This window comes from Pseudarthrobacter quantipunctorum, assembly GCF_045291495.1.
Lineage (GTDB): Bacteria > Actinomycetota > Actinomycetes > Actinomycetales > Micrococcaceae > Arthrobacter > Arthrobacter quantipunctorum.
Genome location: NZ_CP148033.1, coordinates 3538241 through 3562885 on the forward strand (window position 1 = coordinate 3538241; position 24645 = coordinate 3562885).

Genomic DNA, 24645 nt, shown 5'->3' on the forward strand with positions numbered 1-24645 from the left:
CATGACTGAAAACATAGAAACACTCCATGACGTCCTGATCGTTGGCGGCGGCGCCGCCGGGCTGAGCGCCGCCCAGATGCTGGGCCGCAGCCGCCGTTCCGTGGCCCTGGTGGACAGCGGGGAACCACGCAATGCCCCTGCCGCAGGGGTCCACGGCTTCCTGTCACGGGACGGGATCAGCCCCGGCGGGCTCCTTGCCGTCGCCCGGACGGAGGCTGAGGGCTACGGGGCAGCGGTGCTCCAGGGCCGGGTTGTGGCTGCCGGCGGCGGCCTGGCGCAGGGCTTCGACGTAACGCTCGACGACGGCACGCAGCTTCGCGGCCGGCGCCTGCTGATTGCCACCGGGCTCACCGATGAACTGCCCGCCGTCGCTGGGCTGCGTCAGCGCTGGGGCAGGGACGTGCTGCATTGCCCGTTCTGCCACGGCTGGGAAGTGCGGGACCAGGCCATCGGCATCCTGGGGAACGGCCCGTGGTCAGTGCACCAGGCCCTGCTCTTCCGGCAATGGAGCAGCACCATCACACTGTTCCTGAACAACAGGGTTGCCCCGTCCGAGGCCGAATCCGAACAGCTGGCGGCGCGCGGAATCAGGGTGGTGGGCGGGGAGGTGGAGGCCGTCCGGGTTGAACAGGACCGGCTTCGGGGCGTCGCCTTGGCTGGAGGCCCCGAGGTTGCCGTGGAGGCGCTGGTGGTGGGGCCCCGGGTCCATGCCCGGCTGGACGCCTTCGCCGGCCTCTGCCTGGCTCCGTCCGGACATCCGTCAGGAGCGGGAACCTACCTTGAAACGGATGCCGACGGCGGCACGCAGGTCCCGGGCGTGTGGGCCGCGGGCAATGTCACGGACCTGAAGGCCCAGGTGCTGGCCTCCGCGGCGACTGCCGCCTGGACCGCCGTCGTAATCAACAACCACCTGATGGCTGAGGAGCTGGCAGCGGATGTTGACGCCTACAGGAGGGCACTGGCGCCTACCGGTGCCTGAATTCCGGCTGGCGCTTCTCCGTGAACGCCGCCATGCCTTCCTTCTGGTCCTCGGTGGCGAAGAGGGAGTGGAACAGCCGGCGCTCGAACAGGACGCCCTGGGCCAGCCCGGTTTCGAAGGCGGCGTTCACGGCTTCCTTGGCCACCATGGCCACGGGCCGGGACTTGGAGGCAACCACCTCCGCGGCCTTCAGGGCCTCGTCCACCACGTCCTCGGCGGGGACCACCCGGGACACCAGGCCGCAGCGGTCGGCCTCCTCTGCCCCGATGAACCGGCCCGTAAGGATCAGGTCCATGGCCTTGGCCTTGCCCACGGCGCGGGTCAACCGCTGTGAGCCGCCCATTCCGGGCAGGACACCAAGGTTGATTTCCGGCTGGCCGAACTTCGCGTTGTCTCCGGCGATGATCAGGTCGCACATCATGGCCAGTTCGCAGCCCCCGCCCAGGGCGAAGCCCGAGACGGCAGCGATGGTGGGTATGCGCAGCCGGGTGAAGTCTTCCCAGCCGCGGAACCAGTCGGCGGCGTACATGTCCATGTAGCCCTGCGCCGCCATCTCCTTGATGTCGGCTCCCGCTGCGAAGGCCTTGCCGGAGCCGGTAATGACAACCGCCCCCACTCCGGGATCGGCGTCCATGGCCTTCACCGCGGCCACCAGTTCCTCCATGGTGGCTTTGTTCAGGGCATTCAGGGCCTGCGGGCGGTTCAATGTCACCAGGCCCACCCGCCCCCGCTGCTCCACGAGGATGTTGGCGTATTCGGTCACTCCGGGCTCCCGTCGTCCTGCGCTGCGCCGTGCGGTGCACTGCCAGCTGGGTTGTATGGTCCGCCGTCCGCCCTGTGGCCGGACATATCGCGGATGTCGGTGATGATGCCGGAAAAGTCCCTTCCCGCGCCCTCCCCTGCCGCAAACGTACCGTAGATCTCCGCGGCCAGCGGGCCCATCCGGGCAGCCACCCCGGTGCTGTTGAGGGCGTTGACGGCCAACGAGAGGTCCTTGGCCATCAGGGCGCCGGCGAAACCTGGCTGGTAGCCGCGGTTGGCGGGGCTGGTAGGAACGGGGCCGGGCACCGGGCAGTTGGTGGTCAGGGCCCAGCACTGTCCGGAGGCCGCGGAGGCCACATCGAACAGCGCCTGGTGGCTCAGGCCCAGCTTCTCCCCCAGGACAAATGCCTCGCTGACGGCGATCATGGAGACGCCCAGGATCAGGTTGTTGCAGATTTTGGCGGCCTGGCCTGCGCCGTGGGCGCCGCAGTGGACAACGCGTTTGCCCATTACGTCCAGCAGCGGCCGCACCGCCTCAAAGTCCGCGACATCCGCGCCCACCATAAAGGTGAGGGTGCCTGCTTCCGCCCCCACCACTCCGCCGGAGACCGGGGCATCCACGGAGCGGTGGCCGGCGTCAACGGCGAGGGATGCCGCTTCCCTGGCCTCGTCCACGTTGATGGTTGAGCAGTCCAGGAACATGGTCCCGGGCTTCGCCGCCGCGAGCAGTCCGGGCTGCCCCTCCTGGCCACGGTAGGCGTCCAGGACATGCCGGCCGCTGGGGAACATGGTAAGGACCACGTCCGCCCCGGAGACGGCTTCAGCGGCATTCCCGGCAACCGGCACGCCGCTGGCCCTGGCGGCTTCAAGGGCTGCAGGGACCACATCGAAGCCGGCCACTGCATAGCCGGCCTTGACCAGGTTTACGGCCATCGGACCGCCCATGTGGCCGAGGCCCAGGAAGGCGACAGTGTACTTTTCGGTCATGGCCAGGCTCCTTTTTGCTGCGGTTCCACGCCCTGAAGGTCCAGTTCCCGGCTGCCCAGCGGCGCAAAAAAGTGCTCCACCTGGTCCGCCGCCACCTCAGCCAGGGTGGGCGGCTTCCAGCGCGGCTTCCGGTCCTTGTCCACCACCTGCGCACGGATGCCCTCCCGGAAATCCGGTGCCTCCAGGAACCGCAGGCCCACCCGGTATTCCTGCGCCAGGGCTTCGTCCAGGGTGCAGCCTTTCACGCGGCGGAGGGCGTCCAGCGTCACCTTGACGGACGTTGGCGACTTCGCCTCGATGGCGTCCGCCGCCTGTAAGGCGTCGGCGCTTCCCTCTCCTTCGCGTCCCCGCAGGCGCCGGACGATTTCCTCTGCGTCATCTGCGGAGTAGCAGGCGTCGATCCAGTCCTGCTGTCCCTGCAGTGCCGAGGGCGGGGCCTCCGTGCTGTAACGCACGACGGCGGCTTCCGCCGTTTCGTTTTCCAGCGCCGCCACGAGGCCGGGCAGTTTGTCGGACGGGACGAAGTGGCTGGCCAGGCCAAGGAACAGGGCGTCCGCTCCGCTCAGGTGGGCCCCGGTCAGGGCTGCGTGGGTGCCCGTTTCGCCGGGGGCGCGGGACAGCAGGAACGTCCCGCCCACGTCAGGAGCGAAGCCGATGGTGGTTTCCGGCATCCCTGTCCGCGTGCGTTCCGTGACCACCCGGAGTGACCCGTGCGCGGAAATTCCTACCCCTCCGCCCAGCACCAGCCCATCCATCAGGGCCACATACGGCTTGGGATAGCGGGCAATCAGTGAATTGACCCGGTACTCGGTGGCCCAGAATTGGGCGGTCTGCTCCCCGCCCGCCAGCATGTCCCGGTAGATCGCCACGATGTCGCCGCCGGCGCAGAGGCCCCGGTCTCCGGCGCCCTGCACCAGGACCGTGGCAACGCCGTCGTCGTCCGCCCACGCGGTGAGCTGCTCCAGGAGCTGCCCCACCATGCCGGCCGTGAGCGCATTGACCGCCTTAGGCCTGTTCAGGGTAATGACGCCCAGCCGGCCGCGGCGCTCAAACAGCACCTCCCCGCTGTCCCCTGAAGCCCCTTCATCAGCCGTGCCCTGTGCCGCATTGTCCGTCATCAACTTCCTTCCGGCATCACGAAGCTGGCTCCGTGCCGTATTCCCGAGGGCCACCGTGTGGTGACCGTTTTGGTCTTGGTATAGAAGCGGAAGGCGTCCGCGCCGTGCTGGTTCAGGTCGCCGAAGCCCGAGGCCTTCCAGCCGCCGAACGTGTAAAAGGCGATCGGCACGGGGATGGGGACGTTGATGCCCACCATGCCCACATCGACCCGGGTGGCGAAGTCGCGGGCGGCATCGCCGTCGCGGGTGAAGATGGCCACGCCGTTGCCGAACTCGTTCCTGGTGCACAGCTCGAGCGCTTCGTCGTAGTCCGCCGCCCGGACCACGCACAGGACAGGGCCGAAGATCTCGTTGCGGTAGATCGGCATGTCCTGTGTGACGTGGTCGAAAAGGGTGGGACCCACCCAGAAGCCGCCCTCGTGGCCCGGCACGCTGAGCCCCCGGCCGTCCGCCAGGAGCGTGGCGCCGGCGTCAACCCCCGCCTGGATGTAGCCCTCGATGCGTTCCCTGGCGTCGGCAGACACCACCGGGCCGAAGTCGGATTCCTGGTCAAAGCTGTGGCCCACCTTGAGGGCTGCCACGCGGTCCTTGAGTTTGGCCACCAGCCGCTCCGCTGTTTCCTCCCCTACGGGCACCGCCACGGAGATGGCCATGCAGCGTTCCCCGGCGGAGCCGTACCCGGAGCCGATCAGGGCATCGGCTGCCTGGTCCAGGTCGGCGTCGGGCATGACCACCATATGGTTCTTGGCCCCGCCGAAGCACTGGGCCCGCTTTCCGTGGGCGGCGGCCGTGGCGTAGATGTACTGGGCAATCGGGGTGGAACCCACAAAGCCCACCGCTTTGACCCGCGGATCCTCCAGCAGCGCGTCCACTGCTTCCTTGGCGCCATTGACCACGTTGAACACCCCGTCCGGGATGCCCGCTTCCGTATACAGCTCGGCTAGCCGGAGCGGCACCGAGGGGTCCCGCTCGGAGGGCTTCAGGATGAACGCGTTACCGGCAGCCAGGGCAGGGCCGGACTTCCACAGCGGGATCATGGCGGGAAAGTTGAACGGCGTGATGCCGGCTACCACGCCCAGGGGCTGGCGGAGCGAGTGGATGTCTATCCCCGGACCGGCGTCGCTGGAGAACTCACCCTTGAGCAGGTGGGGCGCCCCGGCGGCGAACTCCACCACCTCCAGGCCGCGCTGGATGTCGCCTTTCGAGTCGGCGAGGGTCTTCCCGTGCTCGGAGGACAGGAGCCGGGCGAGCGAGTCCAGGTCCCGGTTGACCAGGTCCACGAACCGCAGCAGGATCCTCCCCCGCCGCTGGGGATTCATGGCCGCCCACTCCGCCTGCGCCTTTTCCGCAACGCCAACAGCGCTGTGAACCTCTTCCCGGCCGGCAAGCGGCACCCGGGCCTGGACCTGGCCGCTGCAGGGGTCAAAGACATCGCCAAACCGGCCCGACAGGCCTGCTGCGCGGCGCCCGCCGATGTAATGGGACAGCTCGCGGACCATGACTGCACGCTCCTTCGCATGTGATCCAGGTCATTCTGGTTGCGAATATACTCGGACTTCCTACTAACTTCCACCGGGCCTCATCCCGTCCCTGCTCATCCGGCCCCGGCACGCGCCACGCGCCGCCGTCCCGGGGCACATTGGCGCCGGGTCCTGCCGAATGGACCTGTATGCGCGGGCGTGTCCGCGCCATTGCGCCCCGTTTTGGCGCCCTGCCCCCGTCCGCATTTCCGGCGCTCAAGGTAGGTTAGGAACTGTGAAAATAGCTACCTGGAATGTGAACTCGCTCCGTGCCCGCGCCGACCGCGTTGAAGCCTGGCTTCAGCGCAGCGACTGCGACGTCCTGGCCATCCAGGAGACCAAATGCAAGGACGATAACTTCCCGTGGGAACTCTTTGAACGCATGGGCTACGAGGTTGCGCACTTCGGTGTGAACCAGTGGAACGGTGTTGCCATCGCCTCCCGCGTGGGCCTGGAGGACGTTGAGCGGACGTTCCTTGACCAGCCCTCTTTCGGCAAGGCGGGGAAGGACCCGGTCCAGGAGGCCCGCGCCATGGCGGCAACCTGCGCCGGCGTCCGTATCTGGAGCCTCTATGTCCCCAACGGCCGCTCACTGGATGACGAACACATGCCGTACAAGCTCAAGTGGCTGGAGAGCCTGAAGACCCACGCCCAGGAGCTCGTAACGCAGGATCCGGGCGCCCAGGTGGCCCTGATGGGCGACTGGAACATCGCGCCCTTCGACGAGGACGTGTGGGACATCGACCTGTTCGTCAACAACCGCTACACCCACGTCAGCCCGCCGGAACGCGCCGCGTTCCATGCCTTCGAGTCGGCAGGCTTCACCGATGTGGTGCGCCCCTTCACGCCGGGACCGGGCGTGTACACCTACTGGGACTACACCCAGCTGCGCTTCCCCAAGAAGGAAGGCATGCGGATCGACTTCGTGCTGGCCTCCCCGGCGTTGGCAGCACGGGTCACCGGCGCTTCCATTGACCGCGAGGAGCGCAAAGGCAAAGGCGCGTCGGACCACGCCCCCGTTCTGGTGGAACTGGCGGACTGATGACCGTGTCCTGGACCCACGCAAGGAGGCCGTCATGACCGGAAGCCTTTACCGGGGCCAGGCCGGCCTGCCGTTCTCGTCAACCCTGCGCGTCTACGAACCGCTGGACGCCTTCCCCGAAGAGCAGCGCCAGGCGATCCAGGAGGCAGGGGCGCGCACTGCCTCCCGCGCCGCCGTCGAGAACGCCGAACTGCTCGCCTCGCTGGGGCGCATCACGCGCTCCGGAGGCGACCCCTTCCCCACCGGACGCACTGACCTGGTGCGCGTCACGAGCCTCCCGGCACCCTCCGGCGGCAGTGCCGGTGAACCTCCCGCCGACGGCGATGCCGCGGAGCCTGTGCTGCTGTACTGCCCCAGCCAGCTGGTGCTGCGTGCCGGCCTGGCGGCCAATGCCCTGATGGAGGGCATCCACGGCCCGCTGGCGGAACTACTGATTCCCGAGGAACAGCGGGACAAGCACCAGGAACGGATCGACCAGGTGAAGGCCCGCGACGGCTCAACCCGCGTGCACACCCGGGCCTCCACGTGGGGAATCCCGTTCAGCTGGTTCTCACTGTTCATGGAATCGGACCATAAGGACGTTGTGGAGTCCGGGGGGCGGATCGTCACGGTGCGGGTGTGGGCGCCCATCACCGAGGCCCTGGAGCGAGCGCGCTACGCGGTGGCCAACCTGGCACTGGCGGCGCCGGACCTGGATATGCTGGACGATCTTGCCCAGCTCACCGAGTGGCTTGAACTGTTCCACGTGGACTCCATGGTGGAGCTTGATTACGGTGCTGTTGCGGACAAGGTGTACCCGGACGAATCCCCCATGGACATCAGGCTGGGCATCGAGTGCCTCGCGGAGGGCGACATGACCGGTGCTGCTGCCGCCTACCGCCGGCTGGCGTCCCGCTGGATTCCCATCCGGCAGCTGGCGCGCGCCTCCTAGACTGCCCAGGCCCGGGGCTGCTAGGGCTGGGGCGGCGCCGTGGTCCTTCTGACAATCAGTTCATGGGGCGCGACGGCGGACCGGACGGCACCGGTTTCCCCGTCAAGTTCGTCAAGGAGCATCTTGGTGGCCAGCTCGGCCTGTTCGTCGGGCCGCTGGCCCACCGTGGTCAGGCCCACGGCCTCGGCGAAATCGTGGTTGTCGATGCCCACCACAGACAGGTCCTCCGGCACCCGGACGCCGAGGCGGGAAGCTTCGAAGATCACGCCCATGGCCATCTCGTCCGAGGCACAGAAGATGGCGGTTGGCTTCGCCCCGGGCTTGGACCAGAGCCGGCGGAAGGCGGCCTGGCCGCTGCGGACCGTGAAGTCGCCCCATTCGTCCCATTCGGGCCGGGTGGGAAGCCCGGCCGCCGTCATCACGTCCTTGAACGCCAGGATGCGGACGCGGGGGACGTCGAAGTTCAGGTCTGTCTCGTCGTCGCCGTGCAGCAGCGCGATGTCCCGGTGGCCCAGGTCGATCAGGTGGCGTACAGCCGTGGAGGCTGCCGCATAGTCGTCTATCCCGATGTAGGCGCATTCCTCGACATGGCCGCCCACCACCACCAGGGGTATGTCGATTTTCTGCAGGTGCTCGAGTTCCTCATGGGTCAGGGCCATACACAGGACCAGCAGCGCATCGATCTGTTTATAGACCATGGTCTTGCTGAAGAGCCGTTCCCGGTTGCTGCCGTGCCCGCCCAGGTTGAACAGGGAAAGGTTGTAGTTGCGGGCGTGCAGTTCCCGGTCCGCACCCTCGATGGCTTTGGAAAAGAACCACCGGCTCACAAAAGGCGCCAGCACCCCGATGGTCTTGGTCCGGCCGGTGGCGAGGCCCGAGGCCGAGCTGGAGGCCACATAGCCCAGGTCTCCAGCCACTTCGAGGATCTTTTGCCGCGTTGCCGGTGACACCCGGGGCAGTCCCCGGACCGCCCGGGAGACGGTGGCGGTGGACACTCCCGCGGCTGCCGCCACGTCTTCAATGCTGACCCCGCTGTGGCCGCCCCGTTGAGACCTTTCACTTGTGCGTCCCACGGTGTCCCCTCATATACTCCCTGCAGGCATGCGCCCTGCTTCTATGCGATGCCCTCTGCCATGGTATTTCGGGCGCCGGCTTGCATCGCAGTGTTACCTTCCCGACCGGAGGTAGCACTCGCGGCCGTACTGCCGCGGGTGCTACCTCCGGTCCGGCAGGCGGCGCCGCAGCCGCACCATTCCATACAGCGCCAGGAGCGTGACCAGCAGGCCCAACGCCCAGCCAAGGGCTGGCTGGGCCGTCAGCTCCATCCACAGTGTGACCACGAACAGGACCAGTGCCCAGAAGCCGAGGAACCCGATGATGATGTCAAAATCCTCGCCGGACCTGGCCCGGCGGCGGTCGCTTCCCGCCCCCGTGGGCCGGGAGCGGGAAGCGTCGCCCGTCACTTGACCGCACCTGCCGTAAGGCCGGCCACGATCTTGCGCTGGAAGACGAGCACCAGGATCACCAGCGGAATGGTGACAATGGTGCCCGCGGCCATGATGGCCGTGTAGGGGATCTGGTTCGGCTGGGCACCGGCAAAGCTGGCGATGGCAACAGTGACCGGTTTTGTGGCCTCATTCGACAGCTGGCTGGCGATCAGGAACTCGTTCCAGGAGGAGATGAACGCCAGGATCGCCGTGGTGAAGATTGCCGGAGCTGCCAGGGGCATGATCACTTTCCGGAATGCCTGCCCCTGCGTGCAGCCATCAACACGGGCTGATTCCTCCAGCTCCCACGGCATTTCCCGGAAGAAGGACGTCAGCGTGTAGACGGTCAGCGGCAGGACGAAGGAGATGTTCGGGATGATCAGCGCTTGGTACGTTCCCATCCAGCCGATGTTGGTGAACAGCTGGAACAGCGGGGTGATGAGGGCAACGCCGGGGAACATGGAGGCGCCCAGAATGAAGCCCAATACCAAGTACTTGAACCTGAAATTCAGGCGGGCCAGGGCATAAGCCGCAAAGACGCCGATCACCAGGGAGATGACCGTGACAGTGACCCCGATGAAAATGCTGTTCAACAGGGCCTGGCCGAACCTGTTGCCGAACGACGTATCGAAGGCCGTGATGAAATTGTCCATCGTCACGTGTGTGGGCCAGGGCGTCGTATCGTAGGTGAAGCCCACCTCGCGGAACGCCGTTACCACCATCCAGTAGGCCGGCGCAAGGCACCAGATCAGGATGACGACGGCACTGATATACGTGCGGGCACTCGCCCACTTTTCACGGTTCTGGGCGGCCTTGCGGCCCTTGTCCTGCCGTGCCCGCAGCTCCGTGGAAGCAGTTGTGGTTGTCATTTCTTCCCCTTACCGGTGGCTCCGCTTTGCTCCACGACGTTGGCACCAAGGAACCGGACGAAGATGAATGCGACCAGGAAGATGATGATGAACGTAATGGTGGACAAGGCGGCCGCTGAGTTGAACCCTTGCCTGATCTGGTTGATCACCAGGATGGACAGCGTGGTGGTGTTGTTGGCACCGCCGGTGAGGATGTACGGAAGGTCGAACATGCGCAGGGCGTCCAGGGTACGGAACAGGATGGCCACCATCAGCGCCGGCTTCACCAGCGGAAGCGTGATGAGCCGGAAGCGCTGCCAGGCAGTAGCGCCATCCACCTTGGCAGCCTCGTAGACCTCCGCCGGGATCATCTGCAGGCCCGCAAGGATGAGCAATGCCATGAACGGAGTGGTTTTCCACGTATCAGCGATGATCACGGCCCACTTTGCCGGCCACTCGCTGCCGGTCCACAGGATGGAGACATTAAACAGCTTGTTGATGATGCCATTGAAATCGAACATGAAGAGCCACAGCTGGGCGGTAACGGCGGTGGGGATGGCCCACGGAACGAGCACAGCCGCACGGACGAGTCCGCGACCCTTGAAGGTCCGCGCCATGATCATGGCCATCCAGAAACCAAGGATGGTTTCAAAGGCGACGGTAATGACCGTGAAAAGGAAGGTTGTTCCCGTGGCAGACCAGAACTGGCCTCCCAGCGTGCCGGGAGGGCACGCGACGGTTCCGCCGCCTGGAGCAGCGCACTGCTGGCCCAGCCAGTTCACGTAGTTCTGGATGCCCGCCGGGCCACCTTCAGTAAAGAGGCCTGTGACTGGATCGAGTCCGGCGTCCTTCTGGAAGGACATGATGATCGCGCTGATGATCGGGTAAACGATCACAATGCCCAGCGCAATGATGGTTGGGGCAAGAAGCCATGAGGCCCACTTGCCCTGGCTGAGGATCTTGTTGTCTTCCCCTACGCCCTTGGGTCCGTGGTGGACCGGGGTCCCGCCCGACGCCGGCTTAGTTGCCGGCGTCGGGCCCAATTCGGTTGCCATTGCCTACTACGATCCTGCGCTGGCGGATTCGATCGACTTTTGCATGTCGGCCAGCGCCTGCTCAGCAGACTTCTCGCCCTTGAGCGCAGCGTAGGAGTTCTCCTGGATGGCCTGGGTGACAGCCGGGTAGAACGGGGTGACCGGACGCGGCACTGCGTTGGCGATCGACTCCTGAAGGACTGTCAGGTACGGCAGCTTGGAAACAAGTTCCTGGTCCTCGTACAGGGAACTCAGCACCGGGGCGAGAGAAGCCTGGTTCGCGAAGAACTTCTGCTGTTCTTCATTGGTGAGGAACTTGATGAAGTCCAGTGCCGTGGCCTTGTTCTTGGAGTAGACGCTGATAGCCGCGCTGTGACCGCCAAGGGAGGAAGCACCGGGACCGTCCTTGCCGGGCAGGGGTGCCATGCCGAACTTATCCTTCACGGCAGAAGATCCCTCAGTGGTGATGAGGCTGTAAATATAGGGCCAGTTGCGGTGGAACAGCAGCTTGCCCTCCTGGAATGCGCGGCGGCTTTCCTCTTCCTGGTAAGTAATGGCCTCAGCTGGAATGTTGCCGTCCTTGAAAGCCTCAACCAGGTTGTTCAGGCCTTCCTCGGCTTCAGGGGTGGTCAGGTTGGGCTTGCCGTCGTCGTTGAGAACAGAACCGCCGGCCGAGTTGATGGCTTCGGAAGCGTTAACCGTCAGGCCCTCGTACTGCTTGTACTGGCCCGCATAGCAGCCGATGTTGTTTTCCTTGGCGATGGAACACATCCCCATCATTTCGTCCCAAGTCTTGGGTGCTTCCGGAACCAGGTCCTTGCGGTAGTAGAGGATGCCGCCGTCGGAGTCCTTCGGAGCGGCGTACAACGTGCCCTTATAGGAGGCCGACTCAACGGGAGCTTCAAGCATGCCGTTCGTGTCAATAGCCATCTTGTCCTTGAGGGGCTGCAGCCACCCCTTAGCTGCGAATTCGGCAGTCCAGACGACGTCGACACTCACCACGTCGTAGTCATCGGTTTTAGCCTGGAAGTTCTGCACCAGGTCGTCGTGCTGCTGGTCGGCTTGGTCTGTCTGTTCCTTGAAGGTGACCTGCTCATCCGGGTGCTCGGCGTTCCACTTTTCAATGAGGGGACGGACCACGTTGTTATTGTCCTTGCCCTGTACATATGTGATGGGCCCGCGGCCCTCGAGGTTGGCTTCGGCGTCGCTGCCGCCTCCCGTGGTCCCGCCTCCACCTCCCCCGCCGCAAGCGGTGAGGGTCAGGGCCAGGACGCCGGCGGTGGCAGCCGGGAGTAGGAATCTAGGGGTTTTCATTAGCTTGAAGCTCCTCGCTGAGTGACAAGTAAGTCGACAGTGCGGTTGTTTTGGTGAGGTTGTTGTGGTGACCATCACACTAGTAAGGTTGCTGTCGGCAATGCAAGCGTTTACATCAAAAAGTTATCTGAGAGGAACCTAATGTCCAAGCCGAGCGTTCCTGCCTCTGACCAAACTGGGGAATGGTGGGCCGACGCCGTCGTCTACCAGATCTACCCCCGCTCCTTCGCCGACGGCAATGGCGACGGCATGGGTGACCTGCGCGGGGTTTTGGACCGCTTGCCCTACCTGGAGCGGCTGGGCGTGGATGCCATCTGGCTTTCCCCGTTCTACAAGTCGCCCCAGGCCGACGGCGGCTACGACGTGGCAGATTACCGGCAGGTGGATCCCCTTTTTGGTTCCCTCGAGGACTTCGACGCCATGTTGCGGGAAGCTCACCGCCGCGGGCTGAAGGTCATCGTGGACCTTGTCCCCAACCACACCTCGGACGAGCACGACTGGTTCCGGGCTGCGCTCAGCGCCCGGCCCGGGTCCCCGGAACGGGACCGTTACATGTTCCGCCCGGGCAAGGACGAGGTGCCGGGCTCCGGTGACGGCAACCGGGCACCCAATAACTGGAAGTCGATTTTCGGCGGAGCCGCTTGGACCCGGGTCACCGAAGCGGACGGTTCCGCAGGAGAGTGGTACCTGCATCTCTTCGACACCAAGCAGCCTGACCTGAACTGGGAAAACCAGGAGGTACGGGAGGAAATGCGCTCTGTCCTCCGCTTCTGGCTGGACCGCGGTGTTGATGGTTTCCGTGTGGACGTAGCCCACGGGATGGTCAAGGAGCAGGGCCTTCCCGACTGGGACGGGGTGGCCGCCATGGTGGAGGGCACCTCTGAGGTTCCACGGGAACCGTCCCCTCCCGGTGATGCACCCGGCGCCCACACCAACGCGGAGGAGCCGCACCGCGCGGTATCCCCGGTGTATCCGCCCTCGCCTTTCTTTGACCAGGACGGCGTGCACGAGATCTACCGGGACTGGCACCGCGTCCTGTCCGAGTACGGCAGCGACCGGATGATGGTGGCCGAGGCCTGGGTGGAACCGGCGGAACGCCTGGCGCTCTACGTCCGGCAGGATGAGATGCAGCAGGCCTTCAACTTCGATTTCCTGATGGCCGGTTGGGACGCCGAGCGCATGGCCGAGGCAATCGATGCGTCGCTGAAGGCGGCCGCAGCGGTGGGTGCCCCGTGCACCTGGGTGCTGAGCAACCACGACACCGTCCGCCATTGCACCCGCTTCGGCCTGACGGATCCCACTACGTTCCCCAAGGGCATCGCCGCAGGTGACGAACAGCCGGACACTGCCCTGGGGCTGGCCCGCGCCCGGGCCGCAACAGTGGTTGAGCTGGCGCTGCCGGGCTCGGCCTACCTGTACCAGGGCGAAGAACTCGGACTGCCCGAGCACACCACGCTTCCGGCCGAGGCACGGCAGGACCCCACCTTCTTCCGCACCCAAGGCGCTGAAACCGGACGGGACGGCTGCCGGGTGCCGCTTCCCTGGGCCGCGGACAAGCCCGGTTACGGTTTCGCGGATTCATTCCAGGGCGAACCGGCGTCCCCCTGGCTTCCCCAGCCTGCGGAATTTGGGGCGCTTGCCGCCGATCAGCAGGATGGCGAGGAAGGGTCCATCCTGGAGCTGTACCGCGCAGCACTCACCTTCCGGTCTGGGCGGCGCCTCGGCACCGGCTCCCTGGCCTGGGCCGAGGTCCACGCACCGGAAAGCGGCCTGCTGGCGTTCCACAACCGGGATGTCCTGGTGATCGCCAACATGGGCTTCGCGTCTGCGCCCATCCCCGAAGGCTGGTCCGTGACGCTCTCCAGCGGACCGGAGCCTGCCGCGGAGTGGGAGCTGATGCATGAGGTTCCCGTGGACTGCGCCGTGTACTTGACCCGGAGCTAGGAGACGGTCAGCGGACGCGCTCTGCCCTGCGGAAGCGCGTCCGCGCTCCGGCCCCGATATGGATCAATACGGGGATGTCCTTTCCCACCGCCCGTTCCAGGGCTGACACCAGGACCGACACTTCATCTGCGAGCAGGTGCGGGGCCACACCCTGCCGTGGAAGGAGCCGGACCTTCAGCGCGGGCATGCCTTTGACGTCATAGGTGGTGACCGTGGCGCCGGCGAGGTCGGGACGGTGCGCGAGCGCATGCTTCAGCGCCTGCTCCGCCACTCCCCCGCCGATCCGCACATCGCCCGGGACCTCACCGGGATCGTACTCGACGGCCAGGACATCGGCCCGCCCTTTGCCCTGCTGGGCAACCCAGGCCACCATGAGGCCGATCAGCACGAGCAGGGCCAGTGCCACCAGGATCCACAGCCAACTCTCGGACCGCCCGGGAAACCGTGTGGCGTTAAACGCCGCGTTGATTCCGCTCCATGCGTCCGCTGACCAGGCCCGCCACCAGGACGCTACGGCCGGTACGGCGGCCAGCAACATCAGCAGGCAGCCGACTCCAAGCAGCAGCAGGCCCAGGGCCGCGACCAGGATGCGGTTGAGGAGGGTGGGGGTACTGTTCATGCGCCGATCACTCCGGATGTCGCCACATTCACGCGAACCTCGGGAGGGGGCTCCAGTGCCATGGCGTCCACTTCGCTCCGGACTGCCGCGAGGACCGAATCCTGGTTTACAGGCACACCCGAGGTGGGACGGACATTCACCATTACCTGCCGCCGGGCGACCACAACCATGACCTGTTCCGGCGTGACGTTCGCGGCAAGCCGGGCCCGCCTCGCCAACGAGGAGGCAATGACTTCATCGTCCACCACAACGGCCGGGGCGCCGGCGCCCGGGCCGCCACCCATGCGGTGGCGGGCGCGGCGACCGGGCAGAACCCCGTTGAGGAGGAAGACCAGGCCGACCATTGCCAGCACAGCACCGATGGCGCCCAGCAACAGTGGGGGAATTCCCGCCGGCAGGGCAACCAGGCGTTCCGCGGCCACCTGCGGTTCAATCAGCCAGGCCGGTTGCCCTACTGCGTGGACGCCTGCTTCAAGGAGCCCATAGGCTGCCAGCACAATGACCAGGACGGCTGCTGCGGTGGCCACCGCAGCACGCGTTGACCGGGTTTCACGGCGCAGGATCCGGTCCATATCCGGGCTTTGGCCTTCACCATGGCGGTTCATCGCACCCGCCCCCCTTCACTGATCTTTGCTCCGGTGATCCTGATGTCCACCCGGCTCAGCCCGGAACCGCTGAGCTCCGCCACCGCTGCCAGGATGCCGGCTTTTGCCCTCACGGTCCGGTCCCAAATGGAACCACCGGTCCCCTCAACGCGCGAGGGATCCTGGACCACCGCACTCAACGGCGGCATGCTGATAGGTGCGACGAGGGACAGCGCCAGGAGGCCGTCGTCGTCCGTCCAGTCAGCACGGACATCTTCCGGTTCCACCCCGAGGAAGTGGGCTGCTGCGGCTTTGGCGAGGCTTGTCAGGGCCTGGGTACTGATGCGGTTGTGGCCGCTCAGCTGTTGGCCCCGGACGGCCGGGGCTGTGGAACTCATGAGGACGAGCGCCGGCCGATGATGGCGTCCAGGACGCCGCGAAGGTCCAGTTTCCCTTCCGCGGCCCGGCCCAGGAGTGCCCCGATGGCCATGAAGAGGAGGGCGACAAGGAAGCCCCACAACCCGAACTGCAGGGACATGAAGGCGACGAAGGCGCCCATCGCTGCGCCGGCCACGGTGAGGTTCACAGCAGCGCCTCCCTTTCAGTTGTGCCGGGCATGTCAGCAGGACCGGAAGCTGCGGGTTTGACCGGTGGCGGAATGTAGACGTCGGTGACCTCCACATTGACCTCGATCACCTGCAGTCCAACGAGCTCCTCGACCGCCCGGTAGACGGCGGCGCGCACGGCGTTGGCCAGCGAGTGGAGCGGTGTCCCGTAACTCGCCACCAGGCTGATATCCACGGCCACCTGCGTTTCCCCGACTTCGGCGCGCACCCCGGCGGCGTGGTCGGAACTGCCGACGGCGTCACGGATGGCGCCGAGCGCGCGTGACGGAACCGAGCCCAGGGAGTAGACACCGGGGACGGAGCGGGCAGCTATGCCCGCCACCTTGGCGACGGCTGTCTCGGAAATTACCGTGCGGCCGGGGCCGGGTACAGGAGCCGGCACGGCGCGGTGCTGCATCCCCTGGTTGGGTTGTGGGTTCTGGTATTCCATCAGGCACTCCCCCTTCTGTTTGATCCCCACCCTATCCCCGGCGGTGACTTAACGGCAGCAGGCAGGGGCGCCCGTGATCCGGACGTCCCTGCCTGTACCCTGCACCTGTTGGGCAGTGGGTTCTACTTGTAGTGGCCTTCGCCGCCAACGCGGACGTTGGTGGGCAGGTAGCCGAACGGGCCAAGGCCGTCCTGGCCGAAGGTCCGGTCCACCTGCGAGATGCCGTCCCGGAAGTTGATCTTCACGGTGGGCGACAATGAACCGCCGCGTACGCCGTTCACGTTGTCGATGAACGACTGGACCAGTCCGCCCGGCTGCACGTAGTGCGAGTACGCCTGGAACTGGCGGCCGTTCTGGTTCGGAGTGGGTGCCTCCGGGGACTCGGACGGCAGGTTCAGGTCCGTGGGCGAGCCCAGGGCCAGGCCGCTGTTGTTCATGGGCTGGTAGTCCGAGCGGACGCCGTCGCCGACGAAGCCGTAGACGCCGTCCGGGCCGCGCATGCCGGCTGCGTAGGTGAACTGGTGGCTGATGGTGAACAGGTAGTACTTGTTCTTGCCGCCCTCATTCTGGATGAAGATCTGCGGACGCTCGGTCTGGTCGTTCACGCAGTTGGCGGACAGGATCGGCGGCAGGAAGGACCACTTGGTCAGGTCCTTGTTGTCCGCCACTGCCAGGCCCACGTTCGCTGTCTGGTAGTAGGCTCCGCTGCTGTTGACCTCGTCAACGGACTCGGCATTGGCATCGCCGGGGCGGTAGCCGAGGTCCTCGGGCTTGCATTCGTATTCGCCGCGGGTGCCGCCGGTGTTGCCTTCGAAGACCATGAAGGTCTTGCCCGGGTGGGCCGGGTCGGCAAAGGTGTAGGGGTCGCGGAAGGCGAAACCCGGGTTCTGTTCCTTGGTCTGGTACATCTCGCCGTCCGGCTCCAGCAGCTTGGTGTGCTTGAACCCGTCGAACGTCACGCCGTTCTCGTCGGCATGGATCTTTCCCAGCGCCTTGGCAATGGCCGCGTCCGGGGCGATTCCGCCGCCGCCCGCGTTGCGCTCGGCAACGTCGTAGAACGTGGTGGCGGTGTAGAACACGTTCACCTGGTTGCCCTGCATCAGGCGGGTGGAGCCGGACCATTCGGTGTTGCCGATGGAGGCGCCGTCGGCGAAGACGTGGCCGCCGTAGTTCCACTTGTCCTTGGCGGGATCCGCGTTGGTCTTGCGGAAGAAGTAGCCGATGCGTGCGTTCCAGTGGCGCTGGTCGAAGCCGTAGCCGGCGTGGCGGTCGGCCACCAGGGAGAAGACGACGTCCCAGCCCTTGTAGCTGATCTGGTTGGCGTTTTCGTCGGTGAGGGACCAGGTGTCCCAGACCCATACGTCGTCGTTCATGGCGGGGAAATCCTCGGGGATTTCCGGCATGGTGACGTCGGGGCTCATGGAGTTCTCACCGGGGGCCACCGTGGGGTCGCTCTGCGCCATGATCTGCTTGGCGTCGGCGCGGGTCCACTTGGAGGTGAAGTCCGACGCCGGGTCGAAGGCTTCCTGCGTGTGTTCCGTGGGGAGGGGGAATCCGGGGGTGGGGGCCGGCATCTGCTCGGCGGCCGGCGGATCTGCCGGCTCGTTGGCCTGTGCCGAGGGAACGGCCAGGAAGGCCGAGGCAGCCACGGCTGTGGCCAGTGCTGCGGCGGCGGGGCGCCACCGCAGCATCCGGGGTGATTGGGGGTGCTTGTGCATTGTTGCTCTTCTCGCGGAGTTATAACTGTTCGTGGAAGACGGGCGGATGCCCATGCCCTTCGAACTCCGGCGGCCCGGTGGACACGGCAGGCGTCATCGGGGACGCCGTTGTATCAAGGGGGGAACGGGGTTGGGTAGTCCCCGTAGAAGAGGCCCGGACTGTGGTGCTTTCCTGGCCGTGATTCCACCGTAGACAGGCTCCAAGGCAGAGATCAAACCAGGTTTCATGGCCCGATTCGGGGCATTGGCCACTTTTGCGCAAGCGCTTACACCTAACCCCTAACGCGCGCGTGCCACAACCTTCAGCCAAGATCAAATGTTGCCTTTCGGCCGCGCAAAGGTGAGAAATGCCACCCCTTGGCCGGGACCCTTTTGTGGTCCGGCCACGGAAAAGGGAGGCACCTGCCCGGCTGGACAGGTGCCTCCCTTTTGCCCGGAACCGGGACTTGGGTGACGGCGGCGGCTCTACGCTTTGGGCGTTCCGGCGGGCGCTGTGCCCGCGGCCTCGCCTGCAGCCAGGCGTTCGGTCAGATGGGCCTCCACGGCTTCACTGACCTGGTCCTGGACCTGGTCCGCCAGGTGCTCCTGGTAGTGCTCCTGGACGGAGTCCTGGATCTGTTCCGCGACGTGCTCCTGGTAGTGCTCCTGGACCGAGTCATGCATGGAGTCCTGGACCTGCTCCGTGACATGGGCGGCCATCTGGTCGCGGGCCAGCTTGCGCTGTGCGCGCATCAGGGTCTCATGTTCCCGGTGGAAGGCCTTGGCCGTGGAGATACACATCAGGATAATGACCACGCTGAAGGGCACGGCGGTGAGGATGGCCGCGGTCTGGATGGCCTGCAGTCCATTGGCCAGGAGCAGGGCGATGGCAACAGCGGCGGCGGCCAGCGCCCAGAAGATGCGCAGCCAGTTCCGGGGTTCCACGTCTCCGCCGGTGGAGATCATGCCCATGACCAGGGCACCGGAGTCCGCCGAGGTGATGAAGAAGATGGCGATCAGGAGAATTGCGCCCACGGTGAGGACAACCCCGCCGGGCAGGCTGCCCAGCAGGTTGAACAGGGCGCCCTCGGTATCCACGGTGCCGTCGTCGGCGATGAGCCCGCCGCTGCCGAACAGCTCGCGGTGGATGGCGGCGCCGCCCAGGACGGAGAACCACAGGAAGCCCATGGCGGTGGGTACCAGGAGTACGCCGGCGACGAACTGCCGGACGGTGCGACCCTTGGAAATACGGGCGATGAAGATGCCGACGAACGGCGCCCAGGAGATCCACCAGCCCCAGTAGAAGGTGGTCCAGGCGGCCTGCCATGCCTCGCCCTCTGCACCGGAAAAGGCGAGGGTGTTGAACGTAAGGCCTACAACGTTCTGGAGGTAGTGCCCGATCGACTGCACGAACTCGCGCAGCAGGAACAGCGTGGGGCCGGTAAACAGCACCACCAGCATCAGGAGTGCGGCCAGGACCAGGTTGGTGTTGGAGAGCCACTTCATGCCCTTGCCCACACCGGACACCACCGAAATGATGGTCAGCGTGATGATGCAGAGGATCAAACCGATTTGCGTCATGGTGGTGGCCTGGAGAATGTTGGCCTGTTCAAGTCCGGCGGAGATCTGCAGGACGCCAAGGCCCAGGGAGGTGGCAACACCGAACAGCGTGCCTACCAGGGCCACGACGTCGATCAGGTTGCCCCATCCGCCGGAAACGCGCTTGCGGCCCAGGAGCGGCTCGAGCGTCCAGCGGATAGAGATGGGGCGGTTCCTGCGGTGGACTGCGTAGGCAATGGATACGCCCACCACAACGTAGATGGCCCAGGCATGGAGGCCCCAGTGGAGGTAGGTCTGCGTCATCGCCTGCTGGGCGAGCTCCAGCGGGGATCCCTCCACACCGGGCCGGGGCGCGGCAAAGTGGTTCAGCGGCTCGGCCACACCGAAGAAGACCAGACCGATGCCCATGCCCGCCGCGAAGAGCAGGGCGAACCAGGACACTACAGAGAACTCGGGCTCGTCATCGTCCTGGCCGAGCTTGATGTCGCCATAACGGCTGAGGCCGATCCAGAGGGAAAACGCCACGAAGAGTGCAACGGCTGCCACGTAGTACCAGCCGAACCAGTTGATGACGTTGCCTTGGATGGTGGTGAAGATCTCTGTGGCAGCCGCAGGGAAAATCGTGGCGAAGAGGACAAAAACAATGATGGTTCCGGCGGCGGGCCAGAAGACCCATCTGGCGAGTTGCTGACCGCCGGTTCCGGGCGGCCGATCCGCCGCTTTCTTATGGGCGGGAGGTGTTTCCCCGGGTGGTTGGCTGATGGTCCTGGTGCCAGGTGTGGCGGACATTCCCAGTTTCTCCTTATGCGCTGTGTGCGCTCAGACTGCGTTGTGCAGGTTCGTCTCGTGTACGTTCGTCTGTTCGTATGTGTTCTCTTATGCCGCTGCCGCGTGTCCACGGCCGTGCAGCCAGCAAGTTTACGGAACCCGAAAAGCCGCGGGGCGGGAAATTGGCAGGCCCCGGGAGTATTGATGCCGGATCGAGACGTGCTCCCTGCGGGCCATTAACTGTAGGCCCGGAAAATAAGAAAAGCACCAGTTCCGAAGAACTGATGCTTCCCAGTGGTGGCTCCGACCGGCGTCGATCCGGTGACCTTTCGATTTTCAGTCGAACGCTCTACCAACTGAGCTACAGAGCCTAGGTGACTAGTCACCATGACAGCCGGAATCTCTTCCAACAATCAGAGCGACCCTGACGGGACTTGAACCCGCGACCTCCGCCGTGACAGGGCGGCGCGCTAACCAACTGCGCTACAGGGCCTTGCGTTTCTTGCTTCAGCAGTATCTCTACCGCTTTTTTCAAGGCTTCCAGCCTACCAGACATTTTCAGTCTGTTTGACCAGTTCCTCGCGTACCCCCAACGGGATTCGAACCCGTGCCGCCGCCGTGAAAGGGCGGTGTCCTAGGCCGCTAGACGATGGGGGCCAGAACCCGTTCGGAACAAAATAAAAGGCGTCAAGCGGGGCTTTCCGTCTTTGTCCTTTGCGTTTCTCCGAACTGGACTCTAAAACTATAGGGCCTAGGCAGGAATTATCCAAAATCGGCCAAAAACACCGCCACGGAGCGGGCGGAACGGGTGAAGATGGACGGATGGATGCCGTAGCAGCACTCAACGAGATCGCCTTCTGGCTGGAGCGCGGACGCGCTGCCACCTTCAAGGTCCAGGCATTCCGCAAGGCGGCGGCGGCCATCAGCCCGCTGCCGCCGGAGGAAGTGGCCGCGCGCGCCGTGAACGGCCGGCTGAAGTCCATGAAGGGCATCGGCGACCGGACCTACCAGGTGATCCGCCAGGCCGTGGAGGGCCTGGTTCCGGATTACCTGGCGGATCTCCGGGAGAAGGGTGCCCGGCCGCTGGTCTCCGGGGGCGCAGGGCTGCGGGAGATGTTGCGGGGAGACCTGCACAGCCACAGTGAATGGTCCGACGGCGGCTCCCCCATTGAGCTGATGGTGGCAGCCGCCGGCGTGCTGGGCAGGGAATACCTCGCACTGACAGACCACTCCCCCAACCTCACCATTGCGAACGGACTTTCCGCCGAACGCCTGCTCCAGCAGCTGGACGTGGTGGATGCGATCAACGCCGGGCCCCCACCGGACGGGGACGGCACGCCGGGCACGCCGGTCCGGCTGCTGGCAGGCATCGAAGTGGACATCCTGGAATCGGGGGAACTGGACCAGGAGCCGGAACTGTTGGACCGCCTGGACATTGTGGTGGCCAGCGTCCATTCGAAGCTGCGCGCTGACAGCAGGACCATGACCCGCCGCATGCTCGGCGGCATCCAGGACCCGCACACCAACGTCCTGGGCCACTGCACCGGGCGCCTGGTGGAGGGGTCCCGCGGGACGAGGCCGCCGTCGGACTTCGATGCCAAGGAGGTGTTCGCCGCCTGCGCCGAACACAGCGTGGCGGTAGAGATCAATTCCCGGCCGGAACGCCAGGACCCGCCCGATGCGCTGATCCAGCTCGCCCTCGACGCCGGCTGCCTGTTCTCGATCGACAGCGATGCCCATGCACCCGGCCAGCTCGACTTCCTGCAGTACGGCGCCGAGCGCGCGGAGAAGAACGGCGTTCCCGCCGACCGGATCATCACCACCTGGCCCCTGGAACGCCTGCTGGAATGGGCGGCGCCGCGCTGAACCTGCCGGGGCACGGGCGGTCGCCACGTCGCGGCCCGGCCCGGGAAGGCACCCGGGAACGTCCGCTGGAACTTTTTGGCAGGAAGTTGTGCAGACGTGGCTGATTTCCGCCAGTCAGCCGGCCGTGCCCCCGGATAGATTTGCTGCATGCCTCCAACCAGCCCCGCCAACCCGACGGCCCCCGCACCTCCCCACCCCGCCGCAACCCCGGTCAGGGCCCTCGGCGTGGCAGCGATGGTGGTTACCGTGGTCCTCTGGGCATCGGCCTTCGTGGGGATCCGGGCGATCGGCCCCCACTTCTCCCCCGGCTCCCTGACGCTGGGCAGGCTGGCGATCGCCGCCGTCGTGCTCTCCCTGCTGGTCCTGCCGCAGCTGCTGAAGACCCGCCTCCTGCCGAGGGGCCGGGAATGGTGGCCGATCCTGGCCTACGGGGTGATGTGGTTCGGCGGGTACAACGTGGCCCTGAACGCCGCCGAACACGTCCTTGACGCGGGCACCAGCGCCCTGCTGATCAACGTCAACCCCATCCTGGTGGCCATCATGGCTGGCATCTTTCTCAGGGAGGGCTTCCCGCGCTGGCTCATCATCGGCAGCCTGGTTGCCTTTGCCGGCGTGGCGCTGATCGCCTTCGGATCAGCCCAGTCCTCCGGGCCGGGGGAACGGCCGACGACGGACGTGGCGGGCGTGCTGCTGTGCCTCCTTGCCGCCGTGCTCGCCGCCGTGAGCGTCATCGTCCAGAAGCCTGTGCTGCGCAAATTTCCGGCCGCGCAGGCCACCTGGTTCGGGATCCTGGTGGGTGCGCTCTGCTGCCTGCCCTTTGCAGGCCAGCTGGTTAGCGAAGTGCAGGCCGCCCCGCCACAGGCCACATGGGGGCTCATCTATCTGGGGATCTTCCCCACTGCCATTGCCTTCACCACCTGGGCGTACGCGCTTTCGCTGGTGGACGCCGGGAAGCTGGCCGCCACCACCTACCTGGTGCCGGGAACCACCATCCTGATCTCCTGGCTGCTGCTGGGTGAGGTCCCCGCATTCCTGGGCCTGATCGGCGGCCTGGTCTGCCTGGTGGGCGTGGCGTTGACCCGGCGCAGGAGCCGGAATCCGCGGGGAGCCGGGGTGGCCGGTTCCCGCTAGAGTCGGAGTATGCCAGCCAGCCTGCCGCCGGGCCTGCCCACCGCCCCCGAAGGCCCCAGTGAACCCCTTCGCTTCACCATGTCCGAGGACGAATTCGAGACTGCCGTCCAGGACGCCCTGGACAGCATCCCGGACAAGCTGGCCCGCGCCATGGACAACGTGGCGGTATTCATCGACGACGACTATGTACCGAAGCCCGGGGAGGATCCGGACACCGTCCTGCTGGGACTCTATGAGGGCGTGCCCCTGACCGAGCGGGACTCCTGGTGGGACGCCGGGTCCCTGCCGGACAGGATCACGATCTTCCGGGAGCCCATCCTGGACATCTGCGCATCCCGGGAGGACGTCATCCACGAAGTGGCCGTGACGGTGGTGCATGAGATAGCCCACCACTTCGGCATTGATGACGACCGGCTGCACGAGCTCGGCTGGGGCTAGCCTTGTAGGCATGGGACACGACCACAGCCACACCCACGGCATCACAGCAACAGGCCGGCACCGGAAGCGGCTTATTGCCGTCCTTGCCATCACGCTGGCCGTGGTCCTGGTCCAGGTTGCCGGCGCGGTCCTCTCCGGCTCGCTGTCCCTGCTCGCCGACGCCGGCCACATGCTCTCCGACGCAGCGGGCGTGACGATCGCCCTGCTGGCGGCGTGGATTGCGGGTCGGCCCGCCAGCGACCAACGAACCTACGGGTACCAGCGGGCCGAGGTACTGGCTGCGCTGGCAAATGCCCTGATCCTGATCGTGATCTCCGTGGTCATCTTCAGCGAGGCAATCCGCCGGATCGGTGCCGCGCCTGAAGTCCAGACGGACATCATGCTGTTCGCCGCCGTCCTCGGCGCGGCCGCAAACGTGGCGTCCCTGATGATCCTGCGCGGAGCACACCAGGAAAGCCTCAACGTGCGGGGCGCCTACCTGGAGGTCCTGGGTGACCTCCTGGGTTCCTTCGCCGTCATTGCCGCGGCCGTGGTGATCATGGTGACCGGCTTCCAGGCGGCGGACACCATCGCCTCCGTCCTGATCGCCCTGATGATCCTGCCCCGCGCCTGGAGCCTGCTCCGCGACGTGGTGGATGTGCTGCTGGAAGCCAGCCCCAAAGGCGTGGAAGTGCAGATGATCCGGGAGCACATCCTCTCCGTGGAGGGAGTCACGGACGTGCATGACATCCACATCTGGACCATCACCTCGGGTGTCCCCGTCTTCTCCGCGCATGTGGTGGTGGAGGACGGGGTGCTCAACGCCCGCGGCGCCGACCAGTTGCTGGACAAGCTGATCACCTGCCTGGGTTCGCACTTCGATACGGACCACTGCACGTTCCAGCTGGAGCCAGCCAGCCATTCTGAGCATGAGGCTCACCAGCACGCCTGAGGACACGTGCCGGCTGGGATTCCTGACCC

At 65.9% G+C, this 24645-nt stretch carries 24 protein-coding genes and 3 tRNA genes; 8 read left to right on the top strand and 19 right to left on the bottom strand.

Annotation, left to right across the window (positions count from 1 at the left end; all coding sequences use genetic code 11):
* Position 1 precedes the first annotated feature (1 nt).
* Positions 2-979, top strand: a complete 978-nt coding sequence (locus tag WHH00_RS16080; protein ID WP_406634315.1) for an NAD(P)/FAD-dependent oxidoreductase — start codon at positions 2-4, stop codon at positions 977-979.
* On the opposite strand, the gene WHH00_RS16085 is transcribed toward WHH00_RS16080, so the two are convergent.
* From WHH00_RS16085 to WHH00_RS16100, 4 genes are read right to left on the bottom strand one after another with little or no spacing between them, the layout of a single operon-like run.
* A complete protein-coding gene (locus WHH00_RS16085; RefSeq protein WP_350000886.1) occupies positions 966-1742 on the bottom strand; it encodes an enoyl-CoA hydratase in 777 nt (258 codons plus the stop codon). The two genes, WHH00_RS16080 and WHH00_RS16085, sit on opposite strands and share 14 nt — an antisense overlap.
* Positions 1739-2728, bottom strand: a complete 990-nt coding sequence (gene mmsB, locus WHH00_RS16090) for a 3-hydroxyisobutyrate dehydrogenase (protein ID WP_406634317.1) — start codon at positions 2726-2728, stop codon at positions 1739-1741. The genes WHH00_RS16085 and mmsB overlap by 4 nt, the downstream gene beginning before the upstream one ends.
* Positions 2725-3846, bottom strand: coding sequence for an enoyl-CoA hydratase/isomerase family protein (locus WHH00_RS16095; RefSeq protein WP_406634319.1), 1122 nt, complete (start codon positions 3844-3846; stop codon positions 2725-2727). Before WHH00_RS16095 ends, mmsB begins: the two co-directional genes overlap by 4 nt.
* A complete protein-coding gene (locus WHH00_RS16100; protein WP_406634321.1) occupies positions 3846-5345 on the bottom strand; it encodes a CoA-acylating methylmalonate-semialdehyde dehydrogenase in 1500 nt (499 codons plus the stop codon). The genes WHH00_RS16095 and WHH00_RS16100 overlap by 1 nt, the downstream gene beginning before the upstream one ends.
* A gap of 256 nt (positions 5346-5601) precedes the next feature.
* Between WHH00_RS16100 and WHH00_RS16105 the strand changes: the two genes are divergently transcribed.
* On the top strand, positions 5602-6408 hold the full coding sequence (locus tag WHH00_RS16105) for an exodeoxyribonuclease III (RefSeq protein ID WP_231456955.1): 807 nt from the start codon (positions 5602-5604) through the stop codon (positions 6406-6408).
* Positions 6409-6442: 34 nt separating this feature from the next.
* Positions 6443-7339, top strand: a complete 897-nt coding sequence (locus WHH00_RS16110) for a hypothetical protein (protein ID WP_406634323.1) — start codon at positions 6443-6445, stop codon at positions 7337-7339.
* A 20-nt stretch (positions 7340-7359) separates the two neighbouring features.
* On the opposite strand, the gene WHH00_RS16115 is transcribed toward WHH00_RS16110, so the two are convergent.
* The 5 genes from WHH00_RS16115 to WHH00_RS16135 all read right to left on the bottom strand — a co-directional run bounded on the left by WHH00_RS16115 (position 7360) and on the right by WHH00_RS16135 (position 12022).
* The gene (locus tag WHH00_RS16115) at positions 7360-8412 is read right to left on the bottom strand and encodes a LacI family DNA-binding transcriptional regulator (RefSeq protein WP_406634326.1); all 1053 of its coding nucleotides are present in this window, start codon (positions 8410-8412) and stop codon (positions 7360-7362) included.
* A gap of 141 nt (positions 8413-8553) precedes the next feature.
* A complete protein-coding gene (locus WHH00_RS16120) occupies positions 8554-8802 on the bottom strand; it encodes a hypothetical protein (RefSeq protein ID WP_406634328.1) in 249 nt (82 codons plus the stop codon).
* A complete protein-coding gene (locus tag WHH00_RS16125) occupies positions 8799-9695 on the bottom strand; it encodes a carbohydrate ABC transporter permease (protein ID WP_406634330.1) in 897 nt (298 codons plus the stop codon). The genes WHH00_RS16120 and WHH00_RS16125 overlap by 4 nt, the downstream gene beginning before the upstream one ends.
* Complete coding sequence (locus tag WHH00_RS16130) at positions 9692-10729, bottom strand: carbohydrate ABC transporter permease (protein ID WP_406634332.1); 1038 nt, start codon at positions 10727-10729, stop codon at positions 9692-9694. The genes WHH00_RS16125 and WHH00_RS16130 overlap by 4 nt, the downstream gene beginning before the upstream one ends.
* 6 nt (positions 10730-10735) lie before the next feature.
* A complete protein-coding gene (locus tag WHH00_RS16135) occupies positions 10736-12022 on the bottom strand; it encodes an ABC transporter substrate-binding protein (RefSeq protein WP_406634334.1) in 1287 nt (428 codons plus the stop codon).
* Positions 12023-12163: 141 nt separating this feature from the next.
* Here WHH00_RS16135 and WHH00_RS16140 point away from each other — a divergent pair, with 141 nt between their 5' ends.
* Positions 12164-13966 (top strand): glycoside hydrolase family 13 protein, encoded by a 1803-nt coding sequence (locus tag WHH00_RS16140; RefSeq protein WP_406634338.1) that lies wholly within the window; start codon positions 12164-12166, stop codon positions 13964-13966.
* Positions 13967-13973: 7 nt separating this feature from the next.
* On the opposite strand, the gene WHH00_RS16145 is transcribed toward WHH00_RS16140, so the two are convergent.
* The 10 genes from WHH00_RS16145 to WHH00_RS16190 all read right to left on the bottom strand — a co-directional run bounded on the left by WHH00_RS16145 (position 13974) and on the right by WHH00_RS16190 (position 20907).
* Positions 13974-14585 (bottom strand): hypothetical protein, encoded by a 612-nt coding sequence (locus WHH00_RS16145; protein ID WP_406634340.1) that lies wholly within the window; start codon positions 14583-14585, stop codon positions 13974-13976.
* Positions 14582-15190, bottom strand: a complete 609-nt coding sequence (locus WHH00_RS16150) for a DUF6286 domain-containing protein (protein WP_406634342.1) — start codon at positions 15188-15190, stop codon at positions 14582-14584. The genes WHH00_RS16145 and WHH00_RS16150 overlap by 4 nt, the downstream gene beginning before the upstream one ends.
* Positions 15187-15567 carry a hypothetical protein gene (locus WHH00_RS16155; protein ID WP_406634344.1) on the bottom strand — a complete coding sequence of 127 codons (381 nt, stop codon included), beginning with the start codon at positions 15565-15567 and terminating at the stop codon, positions 15187-15189. Before WHH00_RS16155 ends, WHH00_RS16150 begins: the two co-directional genes overlap by 4 nt.
* Positions 15564-15755, bottom strand: coding sequence for a DUF2273 domain-containing protein (locus WHH00_RS16160; RefSeq protein ID WP_231456966.1), 192 nt, complete (start codon positions 15753-15755; stop codon positions 15564-15566). The genes WHH00_RS16155 and WHH00_RS16160 overlap by 4 nt, the downstream gene beginning before the upstream one ends.
* Positions 15752-16225, bottom strand: a complete 474-nt coding sequence (locus WHH00_RS16165; RefSeq protein WP_231456967.1) for an Asp23/Gls24 family envelope stress response protein — start codon at positions 16223-16225, stop codon at positions 15752-15754. Before WHH00_RS16165 ends, WHH00_RS16160 begins: the two co-directional genes overlap by 4 nt.
* A 122-nt stretch (positions 16226-16347) precedes the next feature.
* A complete protein-coding gene (locus WHH00_RS16170) occupies positions 16348-17943 on the bottom strand; it encodes a glycoside hydrolase family 68 protein (protein ID WP_406634347.1) in 1596 nt (531 codons plus the stop codon).
* Between the two features lie 465 nt (positions 17944-18408).
* Positions 18409-20271, bottom strand: coding sequence for a BCCT family transporter (locus WHH00_RS16175; RefSeq protein WP_406634349.1), 1863 nt, complete (start codon positions 20269-20271; stop codon positions 18409-18411).
* A gap of 274 nt (positions 20272-20545) precedes the next feature.
* Positions 20546-20621: transfer RNA gene (locus tag WHH00_RS16180), tRNA-Phe, on the bottom strand.
* A gap of 48 nt (positions 20622-20669) precedes the next feature.
* A tRNA-Asp gene (locus tag WHH00_RS16185) sits at positions 20670-20743 on the bottom strand.
* Positions 20744-20834: 91 nt separating this feature from the next.
* Positions 20835-20907 (bottom strand) — tRNA-Glu (locus tag WHH00_RS16190).
* Positions 20908-21072: 165 nt separating this feature from the next.
* Between WHH00_RS16190 and WHH00_RS16195 the strand changes: the two genes are divergently transcribed.
* The 4 genes from WHH00_RS16195 (at position 21073) to WHH00_RS16210 (ending at position 24616) form a co-directional block, all read left to right on the top strand.
* Positions 21073-22116 (top strand): PHP domain-containing protein, encoded by a 1044-nt coding sequence (locus WHH00_RS16195; protein ID WP_406634351.1) that lies wholly within the window; start codon positions 21073-21075, stop codon positions 22114-22116.
* A gap of 147 nt (positions 22117-22263) precedes the next feature.
* Complete coding sequence (locus WHH00_RS16200) at positions 22264-23247, top strand: DMT family transporter (protein ID WP_406634353.1); 984 nt, start codon at positions 22264-22266, stop codon at positions 23245-23247.
* 9 nt (positions 23248-23256) lie between these two features.
* Complete coding sequence (locus tag WHH00_RS16205) at positions 23257-23685, top strand: metallopeptidase family protein (RefSeq protein ID WP_406634355.1); 429 nt, start codon at positions 23257-23259, stop codon at positions 23683-23685.
* Positions 23686-23695: 10 nt separating this feature from the next.
* Positions 23696-24616 carry a cation diffusion facilitator family transporter gene (locus WHH00_RS16210; protein WP_406634357.1) on the top strand — a complete coding sequence of 307 codons (921 nt, stop codon included), beginning with the start codon at positions 23696-23698 and terminating at the stop codon, positions 24614-24616.
* Positions 24617-24645: the final 29 nt, after the last annotated feature.

Bases quoted from the DNA above. Each gene is read 5' to 3' on its own strand.
- WHH00_RS16195 (WP_406634351.1), top strand. From the start codon at position 21,073: ATGGATGCCGTAGCAGCACTCAACGAGATCGCCTTCTGGCTGGAGCGC.
- WHH00_RS16205 (WP_406634355.1), top strand. From the start codon at position 23,257: ATGCCAGCCAGCCTGCCGCCGGGCCTGCCCACCGCCCCCGAAGGCCCC.
- WHH00_RS16175 (WP_406634349.1), bottom strand. From the start codon at position 20,271: ATGTCCGCCACACCTGGCACCAGGACCATCAGCCAACCACCCGGGGAA.
- WHH00_RS16110 (WP_406634323.1), top strand. From the start codon at position 6,443: ATGACCGGAAGCCTTTACCGGGGCCAGGCCGGCCTGCCGTTCTCGTCA.
- WHH00_RS16165 (WP_231456967.1), bottom strand. From the start codon at position 16,225: ATGGAATACCAGAACCCACAACCCAACCAGGGGATGCAGCACCGCGCC.
- WHH00_RS16130 (WP_406634332.1), bottom strand. From the start codon at position 10,729: ATGGCAACCGAATTGGGCCCGACGCCGGCAACTAAGCCGGCGTCGGGC.
- WHH00_RS16210 (WP_406634357.1), top strand. From the start codon at position 23,696: ATGGGACACGACCACAGCCACACCCACGGCATCACAGCAACAGGCCGG.
- WHH00_RS16100 (WP_406634321.1), bottom strand. From the start codon at position 5,345: ATGGTCCGCGAGCTGTCCCATTACATCGGCGGGCGCCGCGCAGCAGGC.
- WHH00_RS16080 (WP_406634315.1), top strand. From the start codon at position 2: ATGACTGAAAACATAGAAACACTCCATGACGTCCTGATCGTTGGCGGC.
- WHH00_RS16170 (WP_406634347.1), bottom strand. From the start codon at position 17,943: ATGCACAAGCACCCCCAATCACCCCGGATGCTGCGGTGGCGCCCCGCC.
- mmsB (WP_406634317.1), bottom strand. From the start codon at position 2,728: ATGACCGAAAAGTACACTGTCGCCTTCCTGGGCCTCGGCCACATGGGC.
- WHH00_RS16150 (WP_406634342.1), bottom strand. From the start codon at position 15,190: ATGAACCGCCATGGTGAAGGCCAAAGCCCGGATATGGACCGGATCCTG.
- WHH00_RS16095 (WP_406634319.1), bottom strand. From the start codon at position 3,846: ATGACGGACAATGCGGCACAGGGCACGGCTGATGAAGGGGCTTCAGGG.
- WHH00_RS16155 (WP_406634344.1), bottom strand. From the start codon at position 15,567: ATGAGTTCCACAGCCCCGGCCGTCCGGGGCCAACAGCTGAGCGGCCAC.
- WHH00_RS16200 (WP_406634353.1), top strand. From the start codon at position 22,264: ATGCCTCCAACCAGCCCCGCCAACCCGACGGCCCCCGCACCTCCCCAC.
- WHH00_RS16135 (WP_406634334.1), bottom strand. From the start codon at position 12,022: ATGAAAACCCCTAGATTCCTACTCCCGGCTGCCACCGCCGGCGTCCTG.
- WHH00_RS16125 (WP_406634330.1), bottom strand. From the start codon at position 9,695: ATGACAACCACAACTGCTTCCACGGAGCTGCGGGCACGGCAGGACAAG.
- WHH00_RS16140 (WP_406634338.1), top strand. From the start codon at position 12,164: ATGTCCAAGCCGAGCGTTCCTGCCTCTGACCAAACTGGGGAATGGTGG.
- WHH00_RS16145 (WP_406634340.1), bottom strand. From the start codon at position 14,585: ATGAACAGTACCCCCACCCTCCTCAACCGCATCCTGGTCGCGGCCCTG.